Below are 21,880 nucleotides of genomic sequence, written 5' to 3' on the forward strand. Positions count from 1 at the left end.
GCCCGGCCCCGTCAGTCGACGATGAACAGCCTCGCGCCCTGCGGCGCCCGCGACCGGTGCGCCTCGGCGCCGTCCGCCACCTGGTAGCTCATGCCCGGCTTGAGGACGAAGACGCGGCCGTCCTCCAGCGTGGTCTCCAGTTCGCCGGCAAGGCAGAAGAGCACATGGCCCTTCGAGCACCAGTGGTCGGAGACATAACCCGGCGTGTACTCCACCATCCGGACGCGGATGGCATTGTCCGCCGGGCCGAAATGCCGGGTGCGCCAGAGCGCCTCGCCGACCTCGCCGGGATGGCGCGTCGGCTCCACCGTGGACCAGTCGACGGTGCCGAAGGGAATGGCGGTCATTTTCATGGGAGGGGCCTCGGAAGGGAGCTTTGGGCTTGCGGGTGGGGGAAGGGTGGGTCCTCGGGGAAAGGCCTCCCGCGAGGCTTTGCCTGCTGCCATGTGCCGACGCAATGTGGCGCCGTCCTTTGCCGAATGGCGGCGAAGCGATTAGACAGCAGCGATGACCATCTGGGGAAAACTGGCGGGCGCCGCCGCGGGCTTCATGCTGGGCGGACCGATCGGCGCGCTGCTCGGCGCGCTGGCCGGCCATTTCATCGTCGACGAGCGCCTGCTGGCCCCCGAGCAGGGCCCGCCGCTGCAATCCGTCGTCTTCACCATCGGGCTGATCGCGCTGGCCGCCAAGATGGCCAAGGCCGACGGTGTGGTCACCCGCGACGAGGTCGCCGCCTTCCGCCGCCTGGTGGCCGTGGCTCCCGAGGACGAGGCCCATGTCGCCCGCCTCTTCGACCTCGCCAAGCAGAGCACCGCCGGCTTCGACGCCTATGCCCGCCAGCTGGCCGAGCTCCTGAAGGACGAGCCGGACACGCTGGAGGACCTGATCGACGGCCTCTTCGGCATCGCCACCGCCGACGGCGCCGTCCATGCTGCCGAACGGGCCTATCTCGCCGAGGTCGCCAGCATTTTCGGCCTGTCCGAGCCGGCCTTTGCCCGCATCGAGGCCCGCCATGTGGTTGCCGGCCCGCGCGACCCCTACCGTGTCCTCGGCATCGCCCCCGATGCCGCCGACGGCGAGATCAAACAGGCCTGGCGCGCTCTCGTCCGGCAATATCATCCCGACCGCCTGATCGGGCGCGGCGTTCCCGCGGAATTCGTCGCCATCGCCACCGGCAAGATGGCCGCCATCAACGAGGCCTATGATGCCCTGCGCCGGGCGAGGGGCTTCGCATGACCGGCTCCTGCGACCACGACCACCACCACGACGACGGCCCGCTGGAGCGCCCCGATTCGCCCTGGGCCGGCGGCCTCGCGCTGTCGCCGAACCACGACGCGCGCCGCGCCCCCGTCGACATCCTGCTGATGCACTATACCGGCATGCCGGACGGCCTGGCGGCGCTGCGGCGGCTCTGCGACCCGAACCCGCCGCGTGTCTCCGCCCATTACGTCGTCTTCGAGGACGGCGAGATCGTCCAGTGCGTCGCCGAGGGCCGGCGCGCCTGGCATGCCGGCGCCGGTTCCTGGCAGGGCCGCGAGGACGTCAATTCCCGCTCCATCGGCATCGAGATCGTCAATCCGGGTCATGAATGGGGCTACCGGCCCTTTCCCGAGGCGCAGATCGCCGCCGTGATCAACCTGTCGCGCGACATCCTCACCCGCCATGCCATCGCGCCCACCGGCATTCTCGCCCATTCCGACACGGCCCCGGGCCGCAAGCAGGATCCCGGCGAGCTCTTTCCCTGGGGACGGCTCGCCGACGAGGGGGTCGGCCTGTGGGTGTCTCCCGCGCCGCTCCAGCCTGGTCCGACCTACCGCCGCGGCGAGGAGGGCCCGCCCATCCAGGCGCTGCAGGCGCTTCTCGCCATGGCCGGCTACGGCCTCACGGTGACCGGCGTCTTCGATGCCGCCACCGAGGCGGTGGTCACCGCCTTCCAGCGCCACTGGCGGCAGGCGAGGGTGGACGGTATCGCCGACGCCTCGACCCTGCGCACGCTCCGCGACCTCCTGGCGGCGCGCTGACGAAAGGCCATGCGCCACAGCGGCAGGGGTGATCTGTCCCGCGTCAGCCGTGCCACCTTCGACGGCGGGCAGCCCCGCATCGCCCGTGACGGCGCTAGCATGGTCACCAAATCCTTGCCGGAAACCGTTTCTTAACGGCCAGCCGCGTTAATGAGGCGTTGACGACACGAGGCCCGCGGACAGGCCCGGTGGGTCGTGATCGTCACCGACGCCCGTGATGCCATGCCGGTCCTGCGAGAGCCGCCGATTCCGACGCCACAGACGCGCGCCCCCCGCGCGCGTCCGGCGGCAGGGACGCGCCCGTCCGACCGCCGGTCTCGCCCCGTCGGCGCGGTGCGCGGGAGGATCGGCATGACGGCAGAAGGTGGCAGGGGAGGCGCGGGAGACACGTCCCGGCACGTGCCCGTGCTGCTGGCCGAGGTCGTCGCCGCCCTGGCGCCTGCCGATGGCGAGGTCTTCATCGACGGCACCTTCGGCGCCGGCGGCTACAGCCACGCGATCCTCGCGGCGGCCGCCACCCGCGTCGTCGCCATCGACCGCGACCCGACCGCCATTGCCGGCGGCGCCGGGATGGCCGCCCACCATGCGGGCCGGCTCACCCTCGTCCACGACCGCTTCGCCCGGCTCGACGCCATCGCCGCCGAAAGCGGCCACCCGGCCGTCGACGGTGTCGTTCTCGACATCGGCGTCTCCTCCATGCAGATCGACGAGGCCGAGCGCGGCTTCTCCTTCCGCTTCGACGGGCCGCTCGACATGCGCATGGCGCGCGAGGGGGAGAGCGCCGCCGATCTCGTCACGCGGCTCGAGGAAACCGCCCTCGCCAACCTGATCTACACCTATGGCGAGGAGCGCCTGTCGCGGCCCATCGCCAGGGCCATCGTCCGCGAGCGGGCGGTGGCGCCGATCCTCACCACCCGGCGCCTTGCCGACATCGTCGCCCGCGTCGTGCGCTCCAAGCCCGGCGACATCCACCCGGCCACCCGCACCTTCCAGGCGCTGCGCATCGCCGTGAACGACGAGCTCGGCGAGCTCGAAGCCGCGCTCGACGCCGCCGAGCGGGTGCTGAAGCCGGGCGGGCGGCTCGCCGTCGTCACCTTCCACTCGCTGGAAGACCGCATCGTCAAGCAGTTCCTCGTCGACCGCTCCGGCAAGAGCCCCGGCGGTTCGCGCCACGCCCCGGCGAGCCGGCCGCCCGAGCCGACCTTCACCCTCCTGACCCGCAAGGCAGTGGCGGCCTCCGAGGCCGAGAGCCGGGTCAATCCGCGCGCCCGCTCCGCCAAGCTGCGCGCCGCCGCCCGCACCGCCGCTGCCGCGAGGACCCGCCGATGATGCGCCTCCTCAACATCGTGGTTCTGGCGGCGCTCGTCTCCGCGGCAGCCTATGTCTACAGCATCAAATATGAGGCGGCCCGCCATGCCGGGCAGGTCGCCAAGCTGCAGCTGGAAATCAAGCAGGAGCGCGAGGCCATCGCCGAGCTGAAGGCCCAATGGGCGCAGCTCAACAGCCCCGACCGGCTGCAGGCGCTGGCCGAGAAGCACCTGCGGCTGCGGCCGCTCGCCATCAACCAGTTGCACGACCTCGCGGGTCTGCCCGACAAGCCGGTGATCGACCCTGATCCGATCGGCTCCATGCTGGAAGCCCTGGGCTCCGGGGCCGATCCCGTGACGACGGGGTCGGTGCCGGGCATGCCGCTGCCGCAACGCCGCCCGGCAGGAGGCCGCTGATGACCCAACGGCCGTCCTTCCTGATGCGTGTCCGCCACGCCATCGCCTGGGTGCTTGCCGGTCCGCAATCGGAGCGACTGAAGAAGGCCAAGGCACGCGTCCGCCTCGCCATGCTCGGCTTCGCCGCGCTCTACGGCGCCATCGCCGTCAGCCTGGTTCTCTATGTGGTCCGCTACGACCGGACGTCCGAGTCGGGCGTGCGCAGCGCCGATGCGGTGTCCTCGACCCGGCCGGACATCCTCGACCGCAATGGCGAGGTGCTGGCCACCGACGTGCGCGCCATCTCGCTCTATGCCGAGCCGAAGAAGCTCGCCGCCAGTTTCGACGTGGACGAGGCGACCGAACTGCTCACCGCCGTCCTGCCCGATCTCGATGCCCGCGAGGTGCGCGAGCGCCTGCGCTCGGGCCGGGGCTTCGTCTGGCTACGGCGCGAGATCTCGCCGACCCAGCGCGACCAGATCCACCGGCTCGGCATACCCGGCGTCGGCTTCCTGCGCGAGGCCAAGCGCTCCTATCCCAATGGGCCGACGCTGTCCCATGTCCTCGGCATGGTCAATGTCGACAACCAGGGCCTCGGTGGCATCGAGCGCTACATCGACAACCAGGGCCTCGCGGAGCTGCACCGCGCCGGCTTCATCACCGACCGCAACCAGGCCTCGGTTCAGCTCTCCATCGACCTGCGCGTCCAGCATGTGCTGCGCGACGAACTGGTGCAGGCCCATCAGAAGTTCCGTGCCAAGGCGGCCGCCGGCGTCCTCGTCAACGTCAATACCGGCGAGGTCGTGGCGCTGGCCTCGATCCCCGACTATGACCCCAACCGGCCCTCGACCGCCGCCGGATTCGATCGCGCCAACCGCATCACCACCGGCGTTTACGAGATGGGTTCGGTGATGAAGTCGCTGACCACCGCCATGGCGCTGGATTCCGGCCGGTTCACCATCAACTCGACGCTCGATGCCCGCTTTCCCATGGCCGTCGGCCGCCACCAGGTGAGGGACTTCCACGCCCAGCGGCGTGTCCTCACCCTGCCCGAGGTCTTCACCTTCTCCTCCAATATCGGCACCAGCCGCATGGCGCTGACCCTTGGCGGCGACCACCAGCGCGCCTTCCTGCGCCGGCTCGGCCAGTTCGACCGCGTCATCACCGAGATCGGGCCTTCGACCGCACCGCTCGTGCCGCGCCGCTGGGCCGATATCACCGCCGCCACCGTCTCCTTCGGCCACGGCATGTCGGTGGCGCCGCTCCAGGCGGTGATGGGCACCGCCGCCCTCGTCAATGGCGGCCGCCTGATCCCGCCGACCTTCCTGCGCCGCACGGCGGAGGAGGCCAATGCCGTCGCCCGCCAGGTCATCCGTCCCGAGACCTCGCAGGCCATGCGCTTCCTGATGCGGCTCAATTCCGAGCGCGGCTCCGGCCGGCGCGCCGAGGTCGACGGCTTCTATGTCGGCGGCAAGACCGGCACCTCGGAAAAGGTCATCGGCGGCCGCTATTCCAAGGACAAGAACATCAATTCCTTCATGGCGATCTTCCCGTCCGACCAGCCGCGCTACCTGCTCCTCGTCATGCTCGACGAGCCGCGGGGCATCCCGGAGACCCATGGGCTGGCCACCGCCGGCTTCAACGCCTCGCCGACGGCCGGCCGCATCATCGCCCGCTCCGCGCCGCTGCTCGGCCTGCAGCCGCGGTTCGACATGCCCCCGGCCATGCAGGCGATCCAGGCCGGCTACCGCATGCCCGGACGCTGAGTCGCGGGGCCGCCCCATGGCCGCCACAGTGCCAACCTGATATCCGCGAACAGAGAACGCCGAATCCCGTGCCGCCCATGGACCTTTCCGCCCTGCTCGCCGAGGACGCGCCGCCGGCGCTCGCCGGCCTCGCCGTCTCAGGCCTGACCGCCGACAGCCGGGCCGTCGGGGCGGGAACCGTCTTCTTCGCGCTGAAAGGGGAGAAATCCGACGGCATGGCCTATGCGGCCGCCGCCGCGGCGGCGGGTGCCGCCGCCATCGTCACCGACAAGACCGATGCGCCGGCCGCGGTCGGCGGCGTCCCCGTCGTCGCCGTCGCCCATGCGCGCCTGAGCCTCGCCCTGGCGGCGAGCCGCTTCCACGCCCGCCAGCCCTGCACCATCGCCGCCGTCACTGGCACTTCGGGCAAGACCTCCGTCGCCGCCTTCCTGCGCCAGATCTTCGCCGCCGAAGGCCATCTGGCCGCCTCCATAGGCACGGTCGGGGTCGTCCGGCCCTCCGGCGAGGTCTATGGCGGGCTGACGACGCCCGACCCGGTGACGCTGCACCAGACGCTCGACACGCTCGCCGGCGAGGGCGTCACCCATGTCGCCTTCGAGGCCTCCTCGCACGGCCTCGACCAGCGCCGGCTCGACGGGGTGCGCATCCGGGCGGCTGGCTTCACCAATCTGTCGCGCGACCATCTCGACTATCACCACACGTTCGAGGCCTATCGCGCCGCCAAGCTCAGGCTCTTCACCGATCTCCTGCCGGCGACCGGCACCGCCGTCGTCATGGCGGGCGCCGAGGGTGAGCCCTTCATCGCCGCGGCGCGGGCGCGCGGCCAGCGGCTCATCGTCATCGGCCGTGATCCGGCGCTCGCCGCCGACGGCATCGCCATCCTCTCCGAGGCCATTGCCGGCGCCGCCCAACGGGTCGAGATCGCCGCCTTCGGCCGCCGCCATGCCATCCGCATTCCCCTGCTCGGCCGCTTCCAGATCGACAATGCGCTGGTTGCGGCGGGGCTCGCCATCGGCTGTGGCATGGTCCCGGACCGGGCCTTCGCCGCCCTCACCAGCCTCGAGGGGGCCAGGGGCCGCCTCGAATTCGTCGGCGCCAAGGACGGTGCCCCGGTCGTCGTCGACTATGCCCACAAGCCCGGCGCCCTGGAGACCGTGCTGGACGCCGCCCGCCCCTTCGCCACCGGTCGCCTCGTGGTGGTGGTCGGCTGCGGCGGCGACCGCGATCCCGGCAAGCGACCGATGATGGGGCGCATCGCCGTCGACAAGGCCGACCGCGTCATCGTCACCGACGACAATCCGCGCTCCGAGGACCCGGCGGCGATCCGCGCCCAGATCCTTGCCGCTGCCCCCGGCGCGGAGGAGATCGGTGACCGCGCCGAGGCGATCCGCGCCGCCATCCGCGACCTCGCGGCGGGCGATCTCCTGGTCATCGCCGGCAAGGGCCACGAGACCGGCCAGATCGTCGGCGCCACGACGCTGCCCTTCTCCGACCACGAGGTCGCGGCCGCCGCCATCCGCGCCTATTCCTCCTCCAGCCCCGCCGTGAAAGGGCCCGCCGCATGACCCAGCCGCCGCTGTGGACCACCGAAGCGCTGGCCCGCGCCATGGGCGGCCGCCTGACCGGCCAACCGGCCGCCACGGTCTCGGACATCTCCATCGACACGCGCAGCCTCGTCGCCGGCGAGGCCTATGTCGCCATCAAGGGCCTCGCCCATGACGGTCATGCCTTCGTCCAGGCGGCGCTCGACAAGGGCGCGGCGGTCGCCGTGGTGTCGCAGGACTGGGCGCAGGCGGCCCCTCCCGGCGCCTATATCGTCGTCGCCGACCCGCTGAAGGCGCTGGAAAAGGCCGGCGCCGTCGCCCGGGCCCGCACCGCCGCCAGGATCGTCGCGGTGACCGGCTCCATCGGCAAGACCTCCACCAAGGAGGCGCTGGCCCATGTTCTCTCCCGCGAGGGCCGCACCCACGCGCCGCCGAAGAGCTTCAACAACCATATCGGCGTGCCGCTGACGCTCGCCCGCATGCCGGCCGGGAGCCAGTTCGGCGTCTTCGAGATCGGCATGAACCATGCCGGCGAGATCACGCCACTCAGCCGCATGGTGAAGCCCGACGTCGCCGTCATCACCAATGTCGAGGCCGTGCATATCGAGAACCTCGGCACGATCGAGGCCATCGCCGACGCCAAGTCGGAGATCTTCGCCGGTGTCGAACATGGCGGTGCGGCGGTCCTGCCGCGCGACAGCCGGCATTTCGAGCGGCTCGCCCGGGCGGCGCGCGCCGCCGGCATCGAGACGATCGTCACCTTCGGCGAGCACGAGGAGGCCGACATCCGCCTGCTCCGCGCCGTCCTCGCCGCCGATTGTTCGACCGTCTTCGCCCGGGTGATGCAGACCGACGTCACCTACAAGCTCGGCTCGCCCGGCCGGCACCTTGTGATGAACTCGCTCGCCATCCTCGCGGCCGCCAAGCTCGCCGGCGCCGATCTCGCCCTTGCCGCCCTGACGCTCGGCGAGACGCGCGCCGTCGCCGGCCGGGGCGAGCGCAGCCAGCGGCGCCTCGCCTCGGGCTCCTTCACCCTGCTCGACGAGAGTTACAACGCCAACCCGGTCTCGGTGCGCGCCGCGCTCGCCGTGCTCGGCACGGCACCGAAAGGCCCGGAAGGCCGCCGCCTCGCCGTCCTCGGCGACATGCTGGAACTCGGTCCCGAGGCCGCCGAACTCCATGCCGGCCTCGCCGAGGCGGTCGACAAGGCCGGCATCGACCTCGTCTTCTGCTCCGGGCCGCTGATGGAAAACCTCTGGAAGGCCCTGCCGGCGCACCGGCGCGGCGCCTGGGCCGCAACCTCCGCCGAACTCGGTGCCCTGGTAATCCGCGCGCTCCGGGCCGGCGACGTCGCCATGGTCAAGGGCTCGCGCGGCAGCCTGATGGCGCAGCTCGTCGAGACGCTGAAGCAGAAATTCCCGCCCGTCCCGGCCGACGAGCACCAGGGGGCCGTCTGACGGTCCGCCGCGGCGGGCTTTGCGTCCGTCCCGCGGCAGGGCATATCGGAGCGGAAGAGACCGGGGGCGGCAGCGGTGATTCGCGCCGGACACCGCGGCGTGACGGACCGAAAGACGACGACACCGATGTTCGCCTTCCTTGCCGAATTCTCCGGCGTCTTCTCGCCGCTGAACATCTTCCGCTACATCACGTTCCGCACCGGCGGGGCCATTTTCACGGCCCTGATCTTCGTCTTCCTGTTCGGTCCGGGCCTGATCCAGCTCCTGCGCCTCAAACAGGGCAAGGGCCAGCCGATCCGCGCCGACGGGCCGGAGTCGCACCAGGCCAAGAAGGGCACGCCCACCATGGGCGGCCTGATGATCCTCTCCGGCCTGCTGGTGGCGACGCTGCTCTGGGCCAATCTGCGCAGCCCCTATGTCTGGATCCTGCTCTTCGTCATGCTCGGCTTCGGCGCCATCGGCTTCTATGACGATTATCTCAAGGTGACCAAGCAGAGCCATGCAGGCTTCTCCAGCAAGGCCCGGCTGGCGCTGGAATTCCTCATTGCCGGCCTCGCCGTCACCGCGGTGATGATGGTGACGCGCGAGCCGCTCAACACCTCGATCTTCTTCCCCTTCATCAAGGACCTGTCGATCAATATCGGCTATCTGATGATACTATTCGGGGCTTTCGTCATTGTCGGGTCGGGCAATGCGGTGAACCTCACCGACGGCCTCGACGGCCTCGCCATCGTGCCGGTGATGATCGCCGCCGGCACTTTCGGGATCATCGCCTATCTCTCCGGCAACGCCTTCTTCGCCAATTACCTGCAGATCACCCATGTGCCCGGCACCGGCGAGATCATCGTCATCATCGGGGCGCTGATAGGGGCCGGCCTCGGCTTCCTGTGGTTCAACGCGCCCCCCGCCCAGATCTTCATGGGCGATACCGGCTCGCTGGCTCTGGGCGGCCTCATCGGCACCATCGCCGTGGCGGTGAAGCACGAGATCGTGCTGCTCGTCGTCGGCGGCCTCTTCGTGCTCGAGGCGGTCTCGGTCATCGTCCAGGTCGTTTCCTACAAGCTCACCGGCAAGCGCGTCTTCCGCATGGCGCCGATCCACCACCATTTCGAGAAGAAGGGCTGGTCCGAGTCGCAGGTCGTGGTCCGCTTCTGGATCATCGCCTTCGTCCTCGCACTGGCCGGCCTGTCGACGCTGAAGCTGCGGTGACATGATCCCCGTCTCCACCTTCAAGGGCGCCACCGTCGCCGTCTTCGGCCTCGGTGGCTCGGGCCTCGCCACCTGCGCCGCGCTGGCGGCCGGCGGCGCCCGCGTCATCGCCTGGGACGACAGTTCCGCTTCCGTCGCCAGGGCCGCCGCGGCCGGCCACGAGACTGCCGACCTGCGCGGCCTCGACTGGTCCGGCGTCGCCGCCCTGGTCCTCGCCCCCGGCGTGCCGCTGACCCATCCGGCGCCGCACTGGAGCGTCGGCCTCGCCCATGCCCGCGGCGTCGAGATCCTCGGCGACATCGAGCTCTTCTGCCGCGAGCGCCGCGCCACCACGCCGCACGCGCCCTTCGTCGCCATCACCGGCACCAACGGCAAGTCGACCACAACGGCGCTGATCACCCACATCCTCGGCGCGGGCGGCCGCGATCCGCAGATGGGCGGCAATATCGGCACGGCGATCCTGTCGCTCAGCCCCCCCGCCGCCGGCCGCAGCCATGTCATCGAATGCTCCTCCTTCCAGATCGACCTGACACCCTCGATCGACCCTTCCGTCGGCATCTGCCTCAATATCACGCCCGACCATCTCGACCGCCACGGCACGCTCGACCTCTATGCCGGCGTCAAGGAGCGGCTCGTCGCCGGCGTGCAGCCGGGCGGCACCGCCATTCTCGGCATCGACGACCGCCACAGCCAGGCCATGGCCGACCGCGCCGAGCGTGCCGGGCACCGCACCGTGCGCATCTCCATCCGCAATCCCGTCGCCGACGGTCTCTGCCTCGACGGGGCCGACATTCTCCGCATGAAGGCGGGGGCGGCGGTGGAGCGGTTCTCCCTCGCCAATGCGGGGGCCCTGCGCGGCACCCACAATGCCCAGAACGCCATGGCCGCCTATGCCGCCTGCGAGGCGCTCGGCCTGACCCATGGCGAGATCGTCCGCGCCATGCTGACCTTTCCCGGCCTCGCCCACCGCATGGAGCAGGTCGGGCGGATCGGCGCCGTGCTCTTCGTCAACGATTCCAAGGCGACCAATGCTGATTCCGCCGAGAAGGCGCTGGCCGCCTTCTCCGACATCTACTGGATCGCCGGCGGCACCCCGAAGGAGGGCGGCATCGCCCCGCTGGCGCGCTTCTTCCCGCGCATCCGCAAGTCCTACCTGATCGGCCAGTCGGCCGAGGATTTCGCCCGGACCCTCGGCGCCCATCCCCATGTCGTCGCCGGCACGCTCGACAAGGCGGTGGCCCTGGCGGCGGCCGATGCCGCGGCGGACGGCGCCGCCAATCCTGTCGTCCTGCTCTCGCCGGCCTGCGCCAGCTACGACCAGTTCCCCAATTTCGAGGTGCGCGGCAAGGCTTTCCGCGACCTCGTGCTCGCCATGCCGGGTGTGGAGAAGGCCTGAGACGGGCCATCCTCCCCGGGCGACGGACGGTCCGTTTCGGAGAGGAAAGCAGGGCCCGACCCTTACCCTCCCCTTGTCGCTCCGCTCCAAGGCGAGGGGGACTACGGCGTCCCGCGACGTGTTCGACGGCTGCGCCAGGCGCGTCGGATGCAGGAGGGCCTGAACGTCAAAGTCCCCCTCTCCTCGCGAGAGCGAGGGGAGGGTGCGGGTAGGGCCATGGATGGCGTGGCTCCTGCCACCAGCAAAGACCCCGCGCGCCCCGCGCAGTTAACGAAGCGTTGAGCGGCGCCCTTTAGATTTCCTGAAAGCCGTGTCGCGGACGGCATCAGATGGAACGGGGACGGCGCATGATCTCCAGGGCTGAACGCACGGCCTTCGGCGAATGGTGGTGGACCGTTGACCGGTTGCTGCTCTCGGCGCTGTTCGGGCTGATGCTCGCCGGCATCGTCCTGTCGCTCGCCGCCTCGCCGGCGGTCGCCCATCGCATCGGCCTCGACACCTTCCACTTCGTCAACCGCCAGGTCTTCTTCCTGGTCCCGGCGACGATCGTGCTCATCGCCACCTCCTTCCTGTCGCCCTATTGGGTCCGGCGCCTCGCCTTCGTCGCCTTCCTCGGCGCGCTTGTCCTCGTTGTCGCGACTCTCGTCATCGGCGCCGAGATCAAGGGCTCGCGACGCTGGCTCAGTTTCGCCGGGATCGGCCTGCAGCCCTCCGAATTCCTCAAGCCCGCCTTCGTCGTGCTCGCCGCCTGGCTCTTCGCCGAGAGCGCCAAACGGCCGGAAATGCCGGCCAACCTTCTCGCCATGCTGCTCCTCGGCGCCACCGTGACGCCGCTGATCCTGCAGCCCGATGTCGGCCAGACCTCGCTCGTCATCGCCGTCTGGGCGGCGCTGTTCTTCATGGCGGGCATGCGCTGGCTCTGGGTCTTCGGCCTGGCCGGGGTCGGCGCTGCCGGCATCGCCGCCGCCTATTTCACCTTCCCGCATGTGCGCCGCCGCATCGACAAGTTCATGGAGCCGGGCACCGCCGACACCTTCCAGGTCGACGTCGCCATCGACGCCTTCCAGCAGGGCGGCTGGTTCGGCAAGGGACCGGGCGAGGGGACGGTCAAGCGCATCATCCCCGACAGCCATACCGACTTCATCTTCGCCGTGGCGGCCGAGGAGTTCGGCGCCATCCTCTGCCTGGTCATCATCGCCCTCTTCGCCTTCGTCGTGCTGCGCTCGCTGAACCATGCGCTCAAGGACGAGGACCCGTTCTGCCGCTTCGCCGTCGCCGGGCTCGCCATCCTCTTCGGCCTGCAGAGCTGCATCAACCTGATGGTCAACCTCCACCTGATCCCGCCGAAGGGTATGACCCTGCCTTTCGTCTCCTATGGCGGTTCCTCGCTGATCGCGCTGGCCTTCGGCATGGGCATGCTCATCGCCCTGACCCGGCGACGGCCGCGTGCCGAGACGCTGGCCGAGCTTCATCATTACCAGGCGAACCGGGGCTGACATGAAGCAGCCCCTCGTCCTTGTCTGCGCCGGCGGCACCGGCGGCCATCTCTTCCCCGCCGAGGCCCTGGCGGTGGCGCTTTCCGCCCGCGGCTGCCTCGTCGATCTCGTCACCGACGAGCGGGCGGAGAAATATGGCCGCGCCTTTCCCGCCCGCGCCACCCACATCGTCTCTTCCGCGACCATCGCCTCGAAGAACCCGATCGCCCTGGCGAAGGCCCTCTTCGCGCTCGGCAGCGGCTATCTCCATGCCCGCAAGATCATCACCGTGCTGAAGCCCGCTGCCGTGATCGGCTTCGGCGGCTATCCGACGCTGCCGCCGCTGTTCGCGGCGACGCAGGTCGGCGTGCCGACCCTGATCCATGACCAGAACGCCGTGATGGGCCGCGCCAACCGCCAGCTCTCCGGCCGCGTCACCGCCATCGCCACCTCCTTCCCCGGCGTCCTCGACGGCAACCCGGCGCTCGCCGCCAAGGCGACCTTCACCGGCAATCCCGTCCGCCCGATGGTCATCGCCGCCGCCGCGACCCCCTATGATGCACCGCTGTCCGGCGGGCCGTTCCGGCTCTGTGTCTTCGGCGGCAGCCAGGGCGCCCGGGTCATGAGCGAAATCGTGCCGGCGGCGCTCGAACAGGTGGATGCGGCGCTGCGCGCCCGCCTGCAGGTCGTGCAGCAGGCCCGCGCCGAGGACCAGGCCGCGGTCGAGGCGACCTATGACCGGCTCGGGGTGAGCGCCGCGGTCGCGCCCTTCTTCGTCGATCTGCCGGACCGTCTCGCGGCGGCCCATCTCGTCATCGCCCGCTCCGGCGCCTCGACCGTGGCCGAACTCTCGGTCATCGGACGGCCCTCCATCCTGGTGCCGCTGCCCCATGCGCTCGACCAGGACCAGCTGATGAACGCCGCCACCCTGGCCGCGGCGGGCGCCGCCACGGTGGTCAAGCAGGCCGATTTCACGCCGGACTGGCTCGCCGGCGAACTCTCCCGGCTGCTCGCCGATCCGACGCCCCTCGCCGCCGCCGCCGCCGCTGCCCGCGCCCAGGGCCATGCCGACGCCGCCGACCGGCTCGCCGATCTGGTGATGAAGACGGCGGGGCTGGTGTCGTGACGTCTCGCCTGGAATGCCCCTCCCGCACCCTCCCCGCGCTCCGCGCGGAGAGGGGGACTACGGCCTCCCGGGTACCCGTCCGGCCTTTGCGCCAGGCACGACGCTCGCATGGGCTCGCCGCCGTCATAGTCTCCCTCTCCGCGCAGCGGGGAGGGTAAGGGTGGGGCCCTTCTGGCCTCGATTGCCCAGCCTGCTTTCGACCTTCATGCAGCCCCAATTCTCCCGCTTCTGACCGCACCCTCCGCCTCCGCAAGAAGACGCCCCATGAAACTGCCCCGCGACATCGGACCCATCCACTTCATCGGCATCGGCGGCATCGGCATGTCCGGCATCGCCGAGGTGCTGCTCAATCTCGGCTACAAGGTGCAGGGTTCCGATGCCGCCGAGGGCTACACGATCAAGCGGCTGAAGGACCGGGGCGCCACCATCACCATCGGCCATGCCGCCGAGAACCTCGCCGCCGCCGAGGTCGTGGTCGTCTCCACCGCCATCCGCCGCGACAATCCCGAGCTCGTCGCCGCCCGCGAGCGGCGCATTCCCGTCGTCCGCCGCGCCGAGATGCTGGCCGAGCTGATGCGGCTGAAATCCTGCGTCGCCATTGCCGGCACCCATGGCAAGACGACGACGACCTCGATGGTCTCGACGCTGCTCGACGCCGGCGGCTTCGATCCCACCATCGTCAATGGCGGCATCATCAATGCCCTCGGCACCAATGCCCGCCTCGGCGCCGGCAACTGGATGGTGGTCGAGGCCGACGAAAGTGACGGCTCCTTCCTGAAGCTGCCGGCCGACGTCGCCATCGTCACCAATATCGACCCCGAGCACCTCGACCATTACGGCAATTTCGATGCGGTGAAGACGGCCTTCCGGTCCTTCATCGAGAACCTGCCCTTCTACGGCTTCGGCGTCATGTGCATCGACCACCCGGTGGTGCAGGACATGGTCGGCGCCATCGCCGATCGCCGGGTCGTCACCTATGGCGAGAATCCCCAGGCCGACGTGCGCCTCCTCGACGTCGACCTCACCGGCGGCCAGTGCCGGTTCAAGGTGCAGTTCCGCGACCGCACCGGCGCCCTCCGCGAGGAGATCGACGACCTCGTCCTGCCCATGCCCGGCCGCCACAATGCGCTCAACGCCACTGCCGCCATTGCCGTGGCCCACGAGCTCGGCATGGCCGGCCCGCAGATCCGCAAGGCGCTCGCCGGCTTCGGCGGCGTCAAGCGCCGTTTCACCCGCACCGGCGCCTGGAACGGCGCCACCATCTTCGACGATTACGGCCACCATCCCGTGGAGATCGCGGCGGTGCTGAAGGCGGCCCGCGCCTCCACCGGCAGCCAGGTCATCGCCATCGTCCAGCCGCACCGCTACACGCGCCTCGCCTCGCTGTTCAACGAGTTCTGCACCTGCTTCAACGATGCCGACCATGTCATCGTCGCCGATGTCTATGCGGCCGGCGAACAGCCGATCCCCGGCGCCTCGCGCGACGACCTCGTCTCCGGCCTGCGGACGCGCGGCCATAAGTCGGTCATGGCGCTGGAGAGCCCGGCACGCCTCGCCAGCATCGTCGCCGGCCTCGCCCGGCCGGGCGACTACGTCATCTTCCTCGGCGCCGGCAACATCACCCAATGGGCCTACGCCCTGCCGGGCGAGCTCGAGAAGCTGGCGCGCGACTGAACGGCCGGGGCAAGACGCGGAGGGCCGCCCATGTTCGACGACATCACGCCGCTGCTGCGCCGCCTCGCGCCGGACCTGCGCGGCCGCCTCGCCGCCAACGAGCCGCTGGCGCCGCTGACCTGGTTCCGCGTCGGCGGGCCGGCCCAGATCCTCTTCACGCCCGAGGACGAGGCCGACCTCGCCTATGCCCTGTCGCGATTTCCCGCCGACCTGCCGGTCATGCCGGTCGGCGTCGGCTCCAACCTCATCGTCCGCGACGGCGGCGTCGCGGGGATCGTCGTGCGCCTGCGTCCCCGCGGCTTCGGCGAGGTGACGGTCGCCGGCACGCGCATCACCGCCGGCGCCGTGGCCCCCGACAAGCGCGTGGCGGAGGCGGCGGCCGCCGCCGGCCTCGGCGGGCTCGAATTCTACCACGGCATTCCCGGCACGATCGGCGGCGCCCTCACCATGAATGCCGGCGCCAATGGCGGCGAGACCAAGGACGTGCTGGTCGAGGCGCGTGCCGTCGCCCGCGACGGTGCCGTGCTGACCTTCACCAATGCCGCCATGAATTTCGCCTACCGCAAGTCCGATGTCGGCCGCCCGGTGATCTTCACCGGCGCCGTCTTTCAGGGGCTGCCCACCGACCCCGCCGTCATCCGCGAACGCATGGACGCCGTGCAGCACCACCGCGAGACGGTGCAGCCGATCCGCGAGAAGACCGGCGGCTCCACCTTCAAGAACCCGCCCGGCCATTCCGCCTGGAAGCTCATCGACGCCGCCGGCTGCAGGGGCCTCCGCCTCGGCGGCGCGCAGGTGTCGGAGATGCATTGCAACTTCCTCATCAACACCGGCACCGCCACCGCCGCCGACATCGAGGCGCTGGGCGAGGAGGTGCGCCGGCGGGTGAAGGAGACGAGCGGCGTCGAGCTGCAGTGGGAGATCAAGCGGGTGGGTGTAAGCGGTAAGGCGTAAGACGCTTTACTGTAGGTCGAGTCGTCCCTATGTCTCACGCGACCCGTTGCGTCAGGAGGACACCATGTCGAAGGCTGCTCCGAAGGTGCATGTCTCCAAGATTTCCTCGAAGAGCCAGACCGTGCTGCCGCGCGCGGTCCGCGACCACCTGAAACTCGGCCCGGGCGACAAGGTCCGCTACGTGATCACCGAAAAGGCCGTGATGATCGAGAAGGATGACGACCTGATCGACGATCCCTTCATCACCTTCACGGAATGGGCAAGCCCCGAGGACGACGCGGCCTATGCCGACCTCTGAGCCATTCGACACGCGCCCCGGCACCATCGTCGTCGTCCCGTTTCCCTTCTCCGACCGACTGGCGGAGAAACGCCGCCCGGCCGTCGTGGTGTCGAGTGAACGGCTGGCGGCCATCGGCTTCATATGGGTCGCAATGATCACCAGCATCGGCCGCGGCGATCCCGATGCCGTCGTTGCGATATCGGAGCTAACCGGAACGGGTTTGTCGCATCGCTCCTTTGTTCGCCCCGCCAAGATCGCCTGCATCGAGCCCGCGCGCATCCTGCGCGTCATCGGCGCCCTGCCTCCGCCGGATCTCGTCGCTGTCGTCGATCGCCTGCACGCCTTTGTCGGCACCCCTTCATCCAGCTTGGCCCGGAGCCTCTGACCATGACCAAACCCCATGTCGCCGTCCTCTATGGCGGCTGGTCCGCCGAACGCGAGGTCTCGCTCGCCTCCGGCACGGCCTGCGCCGATGCGCTGGAAAGCCGCGGCTACCGGGTGACGCGGGTTGATGTCGGCCGCGACATCGCGCTCCGCCTGGCCGAACTGAAGCCGGACGTGGCGCTCAACGTCACCCACGGCCGCCCCGGCGAGGACGGCACGCTGGCCGGCATCCTCGAGGTCATGCAGATCCCCTACAGCCATTCCGGCGTCATGGCCTCGGCCCTGTGCATGGACAAGGCCATGGCCAAGAGGGTGATGGCGGCGGCGGGCGTGCCGGTGCCCGGCGGCCTCGTCGTGCCCCGCCGCGAGGCGGCGCGCGAACATCTCCTGCCGCGCCCCTATGTGATCAAGCCCAACACGGACGGTTCGTCCCTCGGCGTCTTCATCGTCACCAGGGACCACGAGCACCCGCCGCAGGAGCTGCACGCTGCGGACTGGGCGCTGGGCGACACCGTGCTGGTCGAGCCCTTCATCGCCGGCAAGGAACTGACCTGCGCCGTCATGGGCGATCGGGCGCTGGGCGTCATCGAGATCACCTTCGCCGGAACCTTCTACGACTACGAGGCGAAATATGCGCCGGGGGGGTCACAGCACCTGATTCCGGCGCCGCTTAAACCAAATATTTACTCTGAGGTCCAAAGACTGTCCCTCGCAGCGCATCAGGCGCTCGGCTGTAAAGGGGTCAGCCGTGCGGACTTCAGATACGACGATACGCCCGGCGGAACCGGGCAGCTCGTCTGCCTCGAAGTCAACACGCAGCCCGGGATGACCGGGACTTCGCTCGTCCCCGACATGGCCGCTCACGAAGGTGTCTCGTTCGCCGAGCTGGTCGAATGGATGGTATTGGACGCGTCTCTCGATCGTTGACCGCCAGGCTCGCCGGAGCCGGGGCGGACGCGCTCGCCCAGGCCAGCGACAGGCTGCGGACCTCCGCCGCCCCGTCGCGCCGGGAAGCCGCGGTCGACGGCTATTCCCGGCCGAGCGCCGCCGGGATTCGCCTGCGCCGGCTGTGGAGCCGCGCCGTCAGTCTCCGCCTGCCGCGCCGCACCGGTCTCGTCGCCACGCTCCTCCTCTTCGCCGCCACCGGGCTCTATGGCGTCCAGCGCGGCGGTCACTGGCCGGTCGTCAACCAGGCACTGCTCGCGGTCGGTGACCGTGCCGCCAACGCCGCCGGCCTGCAGGTCCGCGGCGTCCGCCTCACCGGCAACAGCCAGATGAGCCATGCCCAGGTCCTCGAGGTCGCCGGCGTCCATCCCGAGACCTCGGTGCTGTTCTTCGACGCCGACGAGGCGCGGGAGCGCCTCAAGGCCAATTCCTGGGTCGCCGACGCCACGGTCCAGAAGCTCTATCCCGACCAGATCATGATTTCCGTGGTCGAGCGCGAGCCCTTCGCGCTGTGGCAGCGCGACGGCCGCATCCAGGTCATTGCTGCCGACGGCCGTGTCATCGTCGACCATCTCGATGCCCGCTTCCAGCACCTGCCGCTGATCGTCGGCAAGGGCGCCGAGACACGCGCCCGCGAGATCGTCGGCCTGCTCGGCGACCATCCGGATGTGGCGAAGGCGGTGCGTGCCGCCGTGCTCGTCGCCGAGCGCCGCTGGACCCTCGTCCTCAAGAACGGAATCGACGTGCGCCTGCCCGACACCGACCTCGACCGCGCCATGATCGACCTCGCGCGCCTGGACGGCGAGCGCCGGCTGATGACGCGCGACCTCACCATGATCGACATGCGCGTGCCCGGCCGCGTCACCGTCCGCCTGTCGGAGGATGCGATGAAGGCCCACGAGGCAGCCCTCAAGGAACGCGACCGCGAGCGCGCCCGCCGCCGCGCCCTGCAGGGCCAGCGCATATGACCGCTCCGTTCCGCCACGGCCTGACCCCGAAGATGCGCCCGATTTCGCCGCGGCGCTCGGCGATCATGTGCGTCCTCGACATCGGCACCTCGAAGATCGTCTGCATGATCGTGCGGCTGAGGCCGCGCGAGGGCACCGACATCCTGCCCAACCGCACCCACAAGGCCGAGATCCTCGGCATCGGCCATACCCGCGCCCGCGGCATGAAGGCCGGCGCCATCGCCGACATGGCCAAGGCCGAAGCGGCGATCCGCCAGGCGGTGGATGCCGCCGAGCGCATGGCCGAGGTCCAGGTCGACCGCGTCATCGTCACGGTCTCCGCCGGCCGGCTCGGTTCCGAGCACTACGAGGCCCGCGTCACCTGCCCGACGCCCCGCGTCGAGGAACAGGACCTGCACCGCGTGCTGCAGGCCGCCTCCGACCATTCGGTGCGGCAGGGCAGGGCGGTGCTCCATTCCATGCCGATCGGGTTCCGCCTCGACGACACGCGCGGCATCAAGGACCCGCGCGGTATGCTCGGCTCCTCGCTCGGCGTCGACATGCATGTCGTGACCTGCGACGCCGCCACCGCCCGCAACCTCATGCTCTGCATCGAGCGCTGCCACCTGACGGTCGAGGCGCTTGTCGCCGCCCCCTTCGCCGCCGGCCTCGCGGTGCTGACCGACGACGAGGCCGAACTCGGCACGGTCTGCCTCGACATGGGCGCCGGCACCACGACGCTGTCGGTCTTCGCCGGCGGCCACTTCGTCCATGCCGATGCCGTGGCGGTGGGCTCCCACCACGTCACCATGGACATCGCCCGCGGCCTTTCGACGCGGCTCTCCGACGCCGAGCGCATCAAGGTGCTGAACGGCGCCTGTTTCGCCGCCAAGTCCGACGAGCGCGACATCGTCAACGTGCCCTCCATCGCCGAGGACGAGCGCGACATTCCCCATTCGGTGTCGCGGGCGCAGATCATCCGCATCATCCGCCCGCGCATCGACGAGATCCTCGAAATGGTGCGCGACCGGCTGGTCGCCGCCGGCTCCGCGGCCGAGGTCGGCCGCCGCCTCGTACTCACCGGCGGCGGCGCGCAACTGCCCGGCCTCGCCGATCTCGCCGCCCAGGTCTTCGGCCGCCAGGTCCGGGTCGCCCGGCCGGTCGGCATCACCGGATTGCCCGACAGCGCCAAGGGGCCGCCCTTCGCCGCCGCGGTCGGGCTCACCGTCTATCCGCAGATCGCGGGTGCAGAGCATTTCGAACCGCAGCGGCGCTTCCTCGCCGCCACCGGCACGGACGGCTATTTCACCCGGGTCGGCCGCTGGATCAGGGACAGTTTCTAGACCCATACCCGGCCGCAGCCATGCGGTCCGGGCCTCCCAACGCGAAGCCGGTTGCCGCCGGCGAAGCACCGACAGTAGAACAGCGACGTGGCAGTCGCGTGAGTGATTCGAACGAGGCTCATGATGACCATCAACCTGAAGATGCCCGACATTCGGGAACTGAAGCCCCGGATCACCGTATTCGGCGTCGGCGGCGCGGGCGGCAACGCCGTCAACAACATGATCGAGGGCGGCCTGCAGGGCTGTGACTTCGTTGTCGCCAACACCGACGCCCAGGCGCTGTCCTCCGCCAAGGCCGAGCGCATCATCCAGATGGGTCTGGCCGTGACCTCCGGCCTCGGCGCCGGCTCGCACCCGGAAGTGGGCGCCGCGGCTGCGGAAGAGGTCATCGACGAGATCCGCGACCAGCTCTCCGGTTCGCACATGGCCTTCATCACCGCCGGCATGGGCGGCGGCACCGGCACGGGTGCTGCCCCGGTCATCGCCCGCATTGCCCGCGAGCTCGGCATCCTCACCGTCGGCGTCGTCACCAAGCCCTTCCACTTCGAGGGCGTGCGCCGCATGAAGACGGCCGAGGCCGGCATTGTCGAGCTGCAGAAATCGGTCGACACGCTCATCGTCATCCCCAACCAGAACCTGTTCCGGGTGGCGAACGAGAAGACGACCTTCACCGACGCCTTCGCCATGGCCGACCAGGTGCTCTATTCGGGCGTCGCCTGCATCACCGACCTGATGGTCAAGGAAGGCCTGATCAACCTCGACTTCGCCGACGTCCGCGCCGTCATGCGAGACATGGGCAAGGCGATGATGGGCACGGGCGAGGCCACCGGCGAACGCCGCGCCATCACTGCCGCGGAAGCCGCCATCGCCAATCCGCTGCTCGACGAGACCTCGATGAAGGGCGCCCGCGGCCTCCTCATCTCGATCACCGGCGGCAACGACCTCACCCTCTTTGAGGTGGACGAGGCGGCGACCCGCATCCGCGAGGAGGTCGACCCGGAAGCCAACATCATCCTCGGCGCCACCTTCGACTCCGCCCTCGACGGCACGATCCGCGTCTCGGTCGTCGCCACCGGCATCGACCTGTCGGCCCAGGGCACCAATACCCAGACCATCGCCGAGATGACCGCCAAGCTGCGCCAGAGCGCACAGCGCATGGCCCAGCTGCAGCAGCCTGCCCCGGCCCCCGCGCCCCAGCCGGTCGCCCCGGCCGCGGTCGAGGCCGAGCCGCAGATCTATGACCTGCCGCCCGCCGACATGCCGGCCCCGGCCGCCGTGGTCACCGAGAGCGAGGTCGTCCTGCAGCCGGTGGTCGCCAAGCCGGCGCTGTTCCGCGAGGCCCCGGTGGAACTCGACCAGCCGCTGATGCCGCCGCGCGACGAGCCGATCCCCTCGCGCGACTTCATCCCGCCGGCCGCCGAGAAGCCGATGCGCCCCGTGCGCATGCCGACCCAGGACGAACTGCCGCCGATCGTCCGCCAGCAGATGCGCGCCGAGCCGGCCGTGGCCCCGCGCGCCGAGGACAATCCGGTGGAGCGCAAGCGCACCTCGCTGATGGAGAAGCTCCAGTCGATCGGCTTCACCCGCAAGCCCGAGGTCGCCGAGGCTCCCGCCCCGGCGCCGCGCGCCGCCCCGCCGCTGCAGCCGGCCCGGCCG

General features: G+C 70.3%; 20 protein-coding genes. 19 read left to right on the forward strand and 1 reads right to left on the reverse strand.

Annotation, left to right across the window (positions count from 1 at the left end):
• Positions 1 to 11: 11 nt before the first annotated feature.
• Positions 12 to 353 (reverse strand): DHCW motif cupin fold protein, encoded by a 342-nt coding sequence (locus tag Q0C57_RS17160; protein WP_296577978.1) that lies wholly within the window; start codon positions 351 to 353, stop codon positions 12 to 14.
• Positions 354 to 507: 154 nt separating this feature from the next.
• Here Q0C57_RS17160 and Q0C57_RS17165 point away from each other — a divergent pair, with 154 nt between their 5' ends.
• The 19 genes from Q0C57_RS17165 to ftsZ form a co-directional block, all read left to right on the forward strand.
• A complete protein-coding gene (locus tag Q0C57_RS17165) occupies positions 508 to 1,236 on the forward strand; it encodes a TerB family tellurite resistance protein (RefSeq protein WP_296577981.1) in 729 nt (242 codons plus the stop codon).
• Positions 1,233 to 2,021: an N-acetylmuramoyl-L-alanine amidase gene (locus Q0C57_RS17170; protein ID WP_296577984.1), complete on the forward strand. Its 789-nt coding sequence runs from the start codon at positions 1,233 to 1,235 to the stop codon at positions 2,019 to 2,021. Before Q0C57_RS17165 ends, Q0C57_RS17170 begins: the two co-directional genes overlap by 4 nt.
• 351 nt (positions 2,022 to 2,372) lie before the next feature.
• Complete coding sequence (rsmH, locus tag Q0C57_RS17175) at positions 2,373 to 3,350, forward strand: 16S rRNA (cytosine(1402)-N(4))-methyltransferase RsmH (RefSeq protein WP_296577987.1); 978 nt, start codon at positions 2,373 to 2,375, stop codon at positions 3,348 to 3,350.
• Positions 3,347 to 3,745, forward strand: coding sequence for a hypothetical protein (locus Q0C57_RS17180; protein ID WP_296577990.1), 399 nt, complete (start codon positions 3,347 to 3,349; stop codon positions 3,743 to 3,745). Before rsmH ends, Q0C57_RS17180 begins: the two co-directional genes overlap by 4 nt.
• On the forward strand, positions 3,745 to 5,490 hold the full coding sequence (locus Q0C57_RS17185; protein ID WP_296577992.1) for a penicillin-binding protein 2: 1,746 nt from the start codon (positions 3,745 to 3,747) through the stop codon (positions 5,488 to 5,490). The genes Q0C57_RS17180 and Q0C57_RS17185 overlap by 1 nt, the downstream gene beginning before the upstream one ends.
• Before the next feature lie 77 nt (positions 5,491 to 5,567).
• Complete coding sequence (locus Q0C57_RS17190; RefSeq protein WP_296577994.1) at positions 5,568 to 7,055, forward strand: UDP-N-acetylmuramoyl-L-alanyl-D-glutamate--2,6-diaminopimelate ligase; 1,488 nt, start codon at positions 5,568 to 5,570, stop codon at positions 7,053 to 7,055.
• Positions 7,052 to 8,491 (forward strand): UDP-N-acetylmuramoylalanyl-D-glutamyl-2,6-diaminopimelate--D-alanyl-D-alanine ligase, encoded by a 1,440-nt coding sequence (locus tag Q0C57_RS17195; protein ID WP_296577996.1) that lies wholly within the window; start codon positions 7,052 to 7,054, stop codon positions 8,489 to 8,491. The genes Q0C57_RS17190 and Q0C57_RS17195 overlap by 4 nt, the downstream gene beginning before the upstream one ends.
• A gap of 126 nt (positions 8,492 to 8,617) precedes the next feature.
• Positions 8,618 to 9,700, forward strand: coding sequence for a phospho-N-acetylmuramoyl-pentapeptide-transferase (gene mraY / locus Q0C57_RS17200; RefSeq protein ID WP_296578030.1), 1,083 nt, complete (start codon positions 8,618 to 8,620; stop codon positions 9,698 to 9,700).
• Between the two features lies 1 nt (position 9,701).
• Positions 9,702 to 11,096 carry a UDP-N-acetylmuramoyl-L-alanine--D-glutamate ligase gene (gene murD, locus Q0C57_RS17205; protein WP_296577999.1) on the forward strand — a complete coding sequence of 465 codons (1,395 nt, stop codon included), beginning with the start codon at positions 9,702 to 9,704 and terminating at the stop codon, positions 11,094 to 11,096.
• A 347-nt stretch (positions 11,097 to 11,443) separates the two neighbouring features.
• Complete coding sequence (gene ftsW, locus Q0C57_RS17210; RefSeq protein ID WP_296578002.1) at positions 11,444 to 12,592, forward strand: putative lipid II flippase FtsW; 1,149 nt, start codon at positions 11,444 to 11,446, stop codon at positions 12,590 to 12,592.
• A gap of 1 nt (position 12,593) precedes the next feature.
• Positions 12,594 to 13,697: an undecaprenyldiphospho-muramoylpentapeptide beta-N-acetylglucosaminyltransferase gene (gene murG, locus Q0C57_RS17215; RefSeq protein ID WP_296578004.1), complete on the forward strand. Its 1,104-nt coding sequence runs from the start codon at positions 12,594 to 12,596 to the stop codon at positions 13,695 to 13,697.
• Between the two features lie 264 nt (positions 13,698 to 13,961).
• Positions 13,962 to 15,371, forward strand: coding sequence for a UDP-N-acetylmuramate--L-alanine ligase (gene murC / locus Q0C57_RS17220; protein ID WP_296578007.1), 1,410 nt, complete (start codon positions 13,962 to 13,964; stop codon positions 15,369 to 15,371).
• A gap of 30 nt (positions 15,372 to 15,401) precedes the next feature.
• Positions 15,402 to 16,325 carry a UDP-N-acetylmuramate dehydrogenase gene (gene murB, locus Q0C57_RS17225; RefSeq protein WP_296578010.1) on the forward strand — a complete coding sequence of 308 codons (924 nt, stop codon included), beginning with the start codon at positions 15,402 to 15,404 and terminating at the stop codon, positions 16,323 to 16,325.
• A gap of 64 nt (positions 16,326 to 16,389) precedes the next feature.
• The gene (locus Q0C57_RS17230; RefSeq protein ID WP_296578012.1) at positions 16,390 to 16,623 is read left to right on the forward strand and encodes a type II toxin-antitoxin system PrlF family antitoxin; all 234 of its coding nucleotides are present in this window, start codon (positions 16,390 to 16,392) and stop codon (positions 16,621 to 16,623) included.
• The gene (locus Q0C57_RS17235; protein ID WP_296578014.1) at positions 16,610 to 16,990 is read left to right on the forward strand and encodes a type II toxin-antitoxin system PemK/MazF family toxin; all 381 of its coding nucleotides are present in this window, start codon (positions 16,610 to 16,612) and stop codon (positions 16,988 to 16,990) included. Before Q0C57_RS17230 ends, Q0C57_RS17235 begins: the two co-directional genes overlap by 14 nt.
• A gap of 2 nt (positions 16,991 to 16,992) precedes the next feature.
• Entirely contained in the window at positions 16,993 to 17,916 is a 924-nt protein-coding gene (locus tag Q0C57_RS17240; protein ID WP_296578017.1) for a D-alanine--D-alanine ligase, read from the forward strand.
• Positions 17,913 to 18,902 (forward strand): cell division protein FtsQ/DivIB, encoded by a 990-nt coding sequence (locus Q0C57_RS17245; RefSeq protein WP_296578020.1) that lies wholly within the window; start codon positions 17,913 to 17,915, stop codon positions 18,900 to 18,902. Before Q0C57_RS17240 ends, Q0C57_RS17245 begins: the two co-directional genes overlap by 4 nt.
• Positions 18,899 to 20,224, forward strand: coding sequence for a cell division protein FtsA (gene ftsA, locus Q0C57_RS17250; RefSeq protein WP_296578023.1), 1,326 nt, complete (start codon positions 18,899 to 18,901; stop codon positions 20,222 to 20,224). The genes Q0C57_RS17245 and ftsA overlap by 4 nt, the downstream gene beginning before the upstream one ends.
• Positions 20,225 to 20,347: 123 nt before the next feature.
• On the forward strand, positions 20,348 to 21,880 hold a 1,533-nt coding region (gene ftsZ / locus Q0C57_RS17255; protein ID WP_296578025.1), incomplete at its 3' end, for a cell division protein FtsZ.

This window comes from Phreatobacter sp., assembly GCF_022843985.1.
GTDB lineage: Bacteria > Pseudomonadota > Alphaproteobacteria > Rhizobiales > Phreatobacteraceae > Phreatobacter.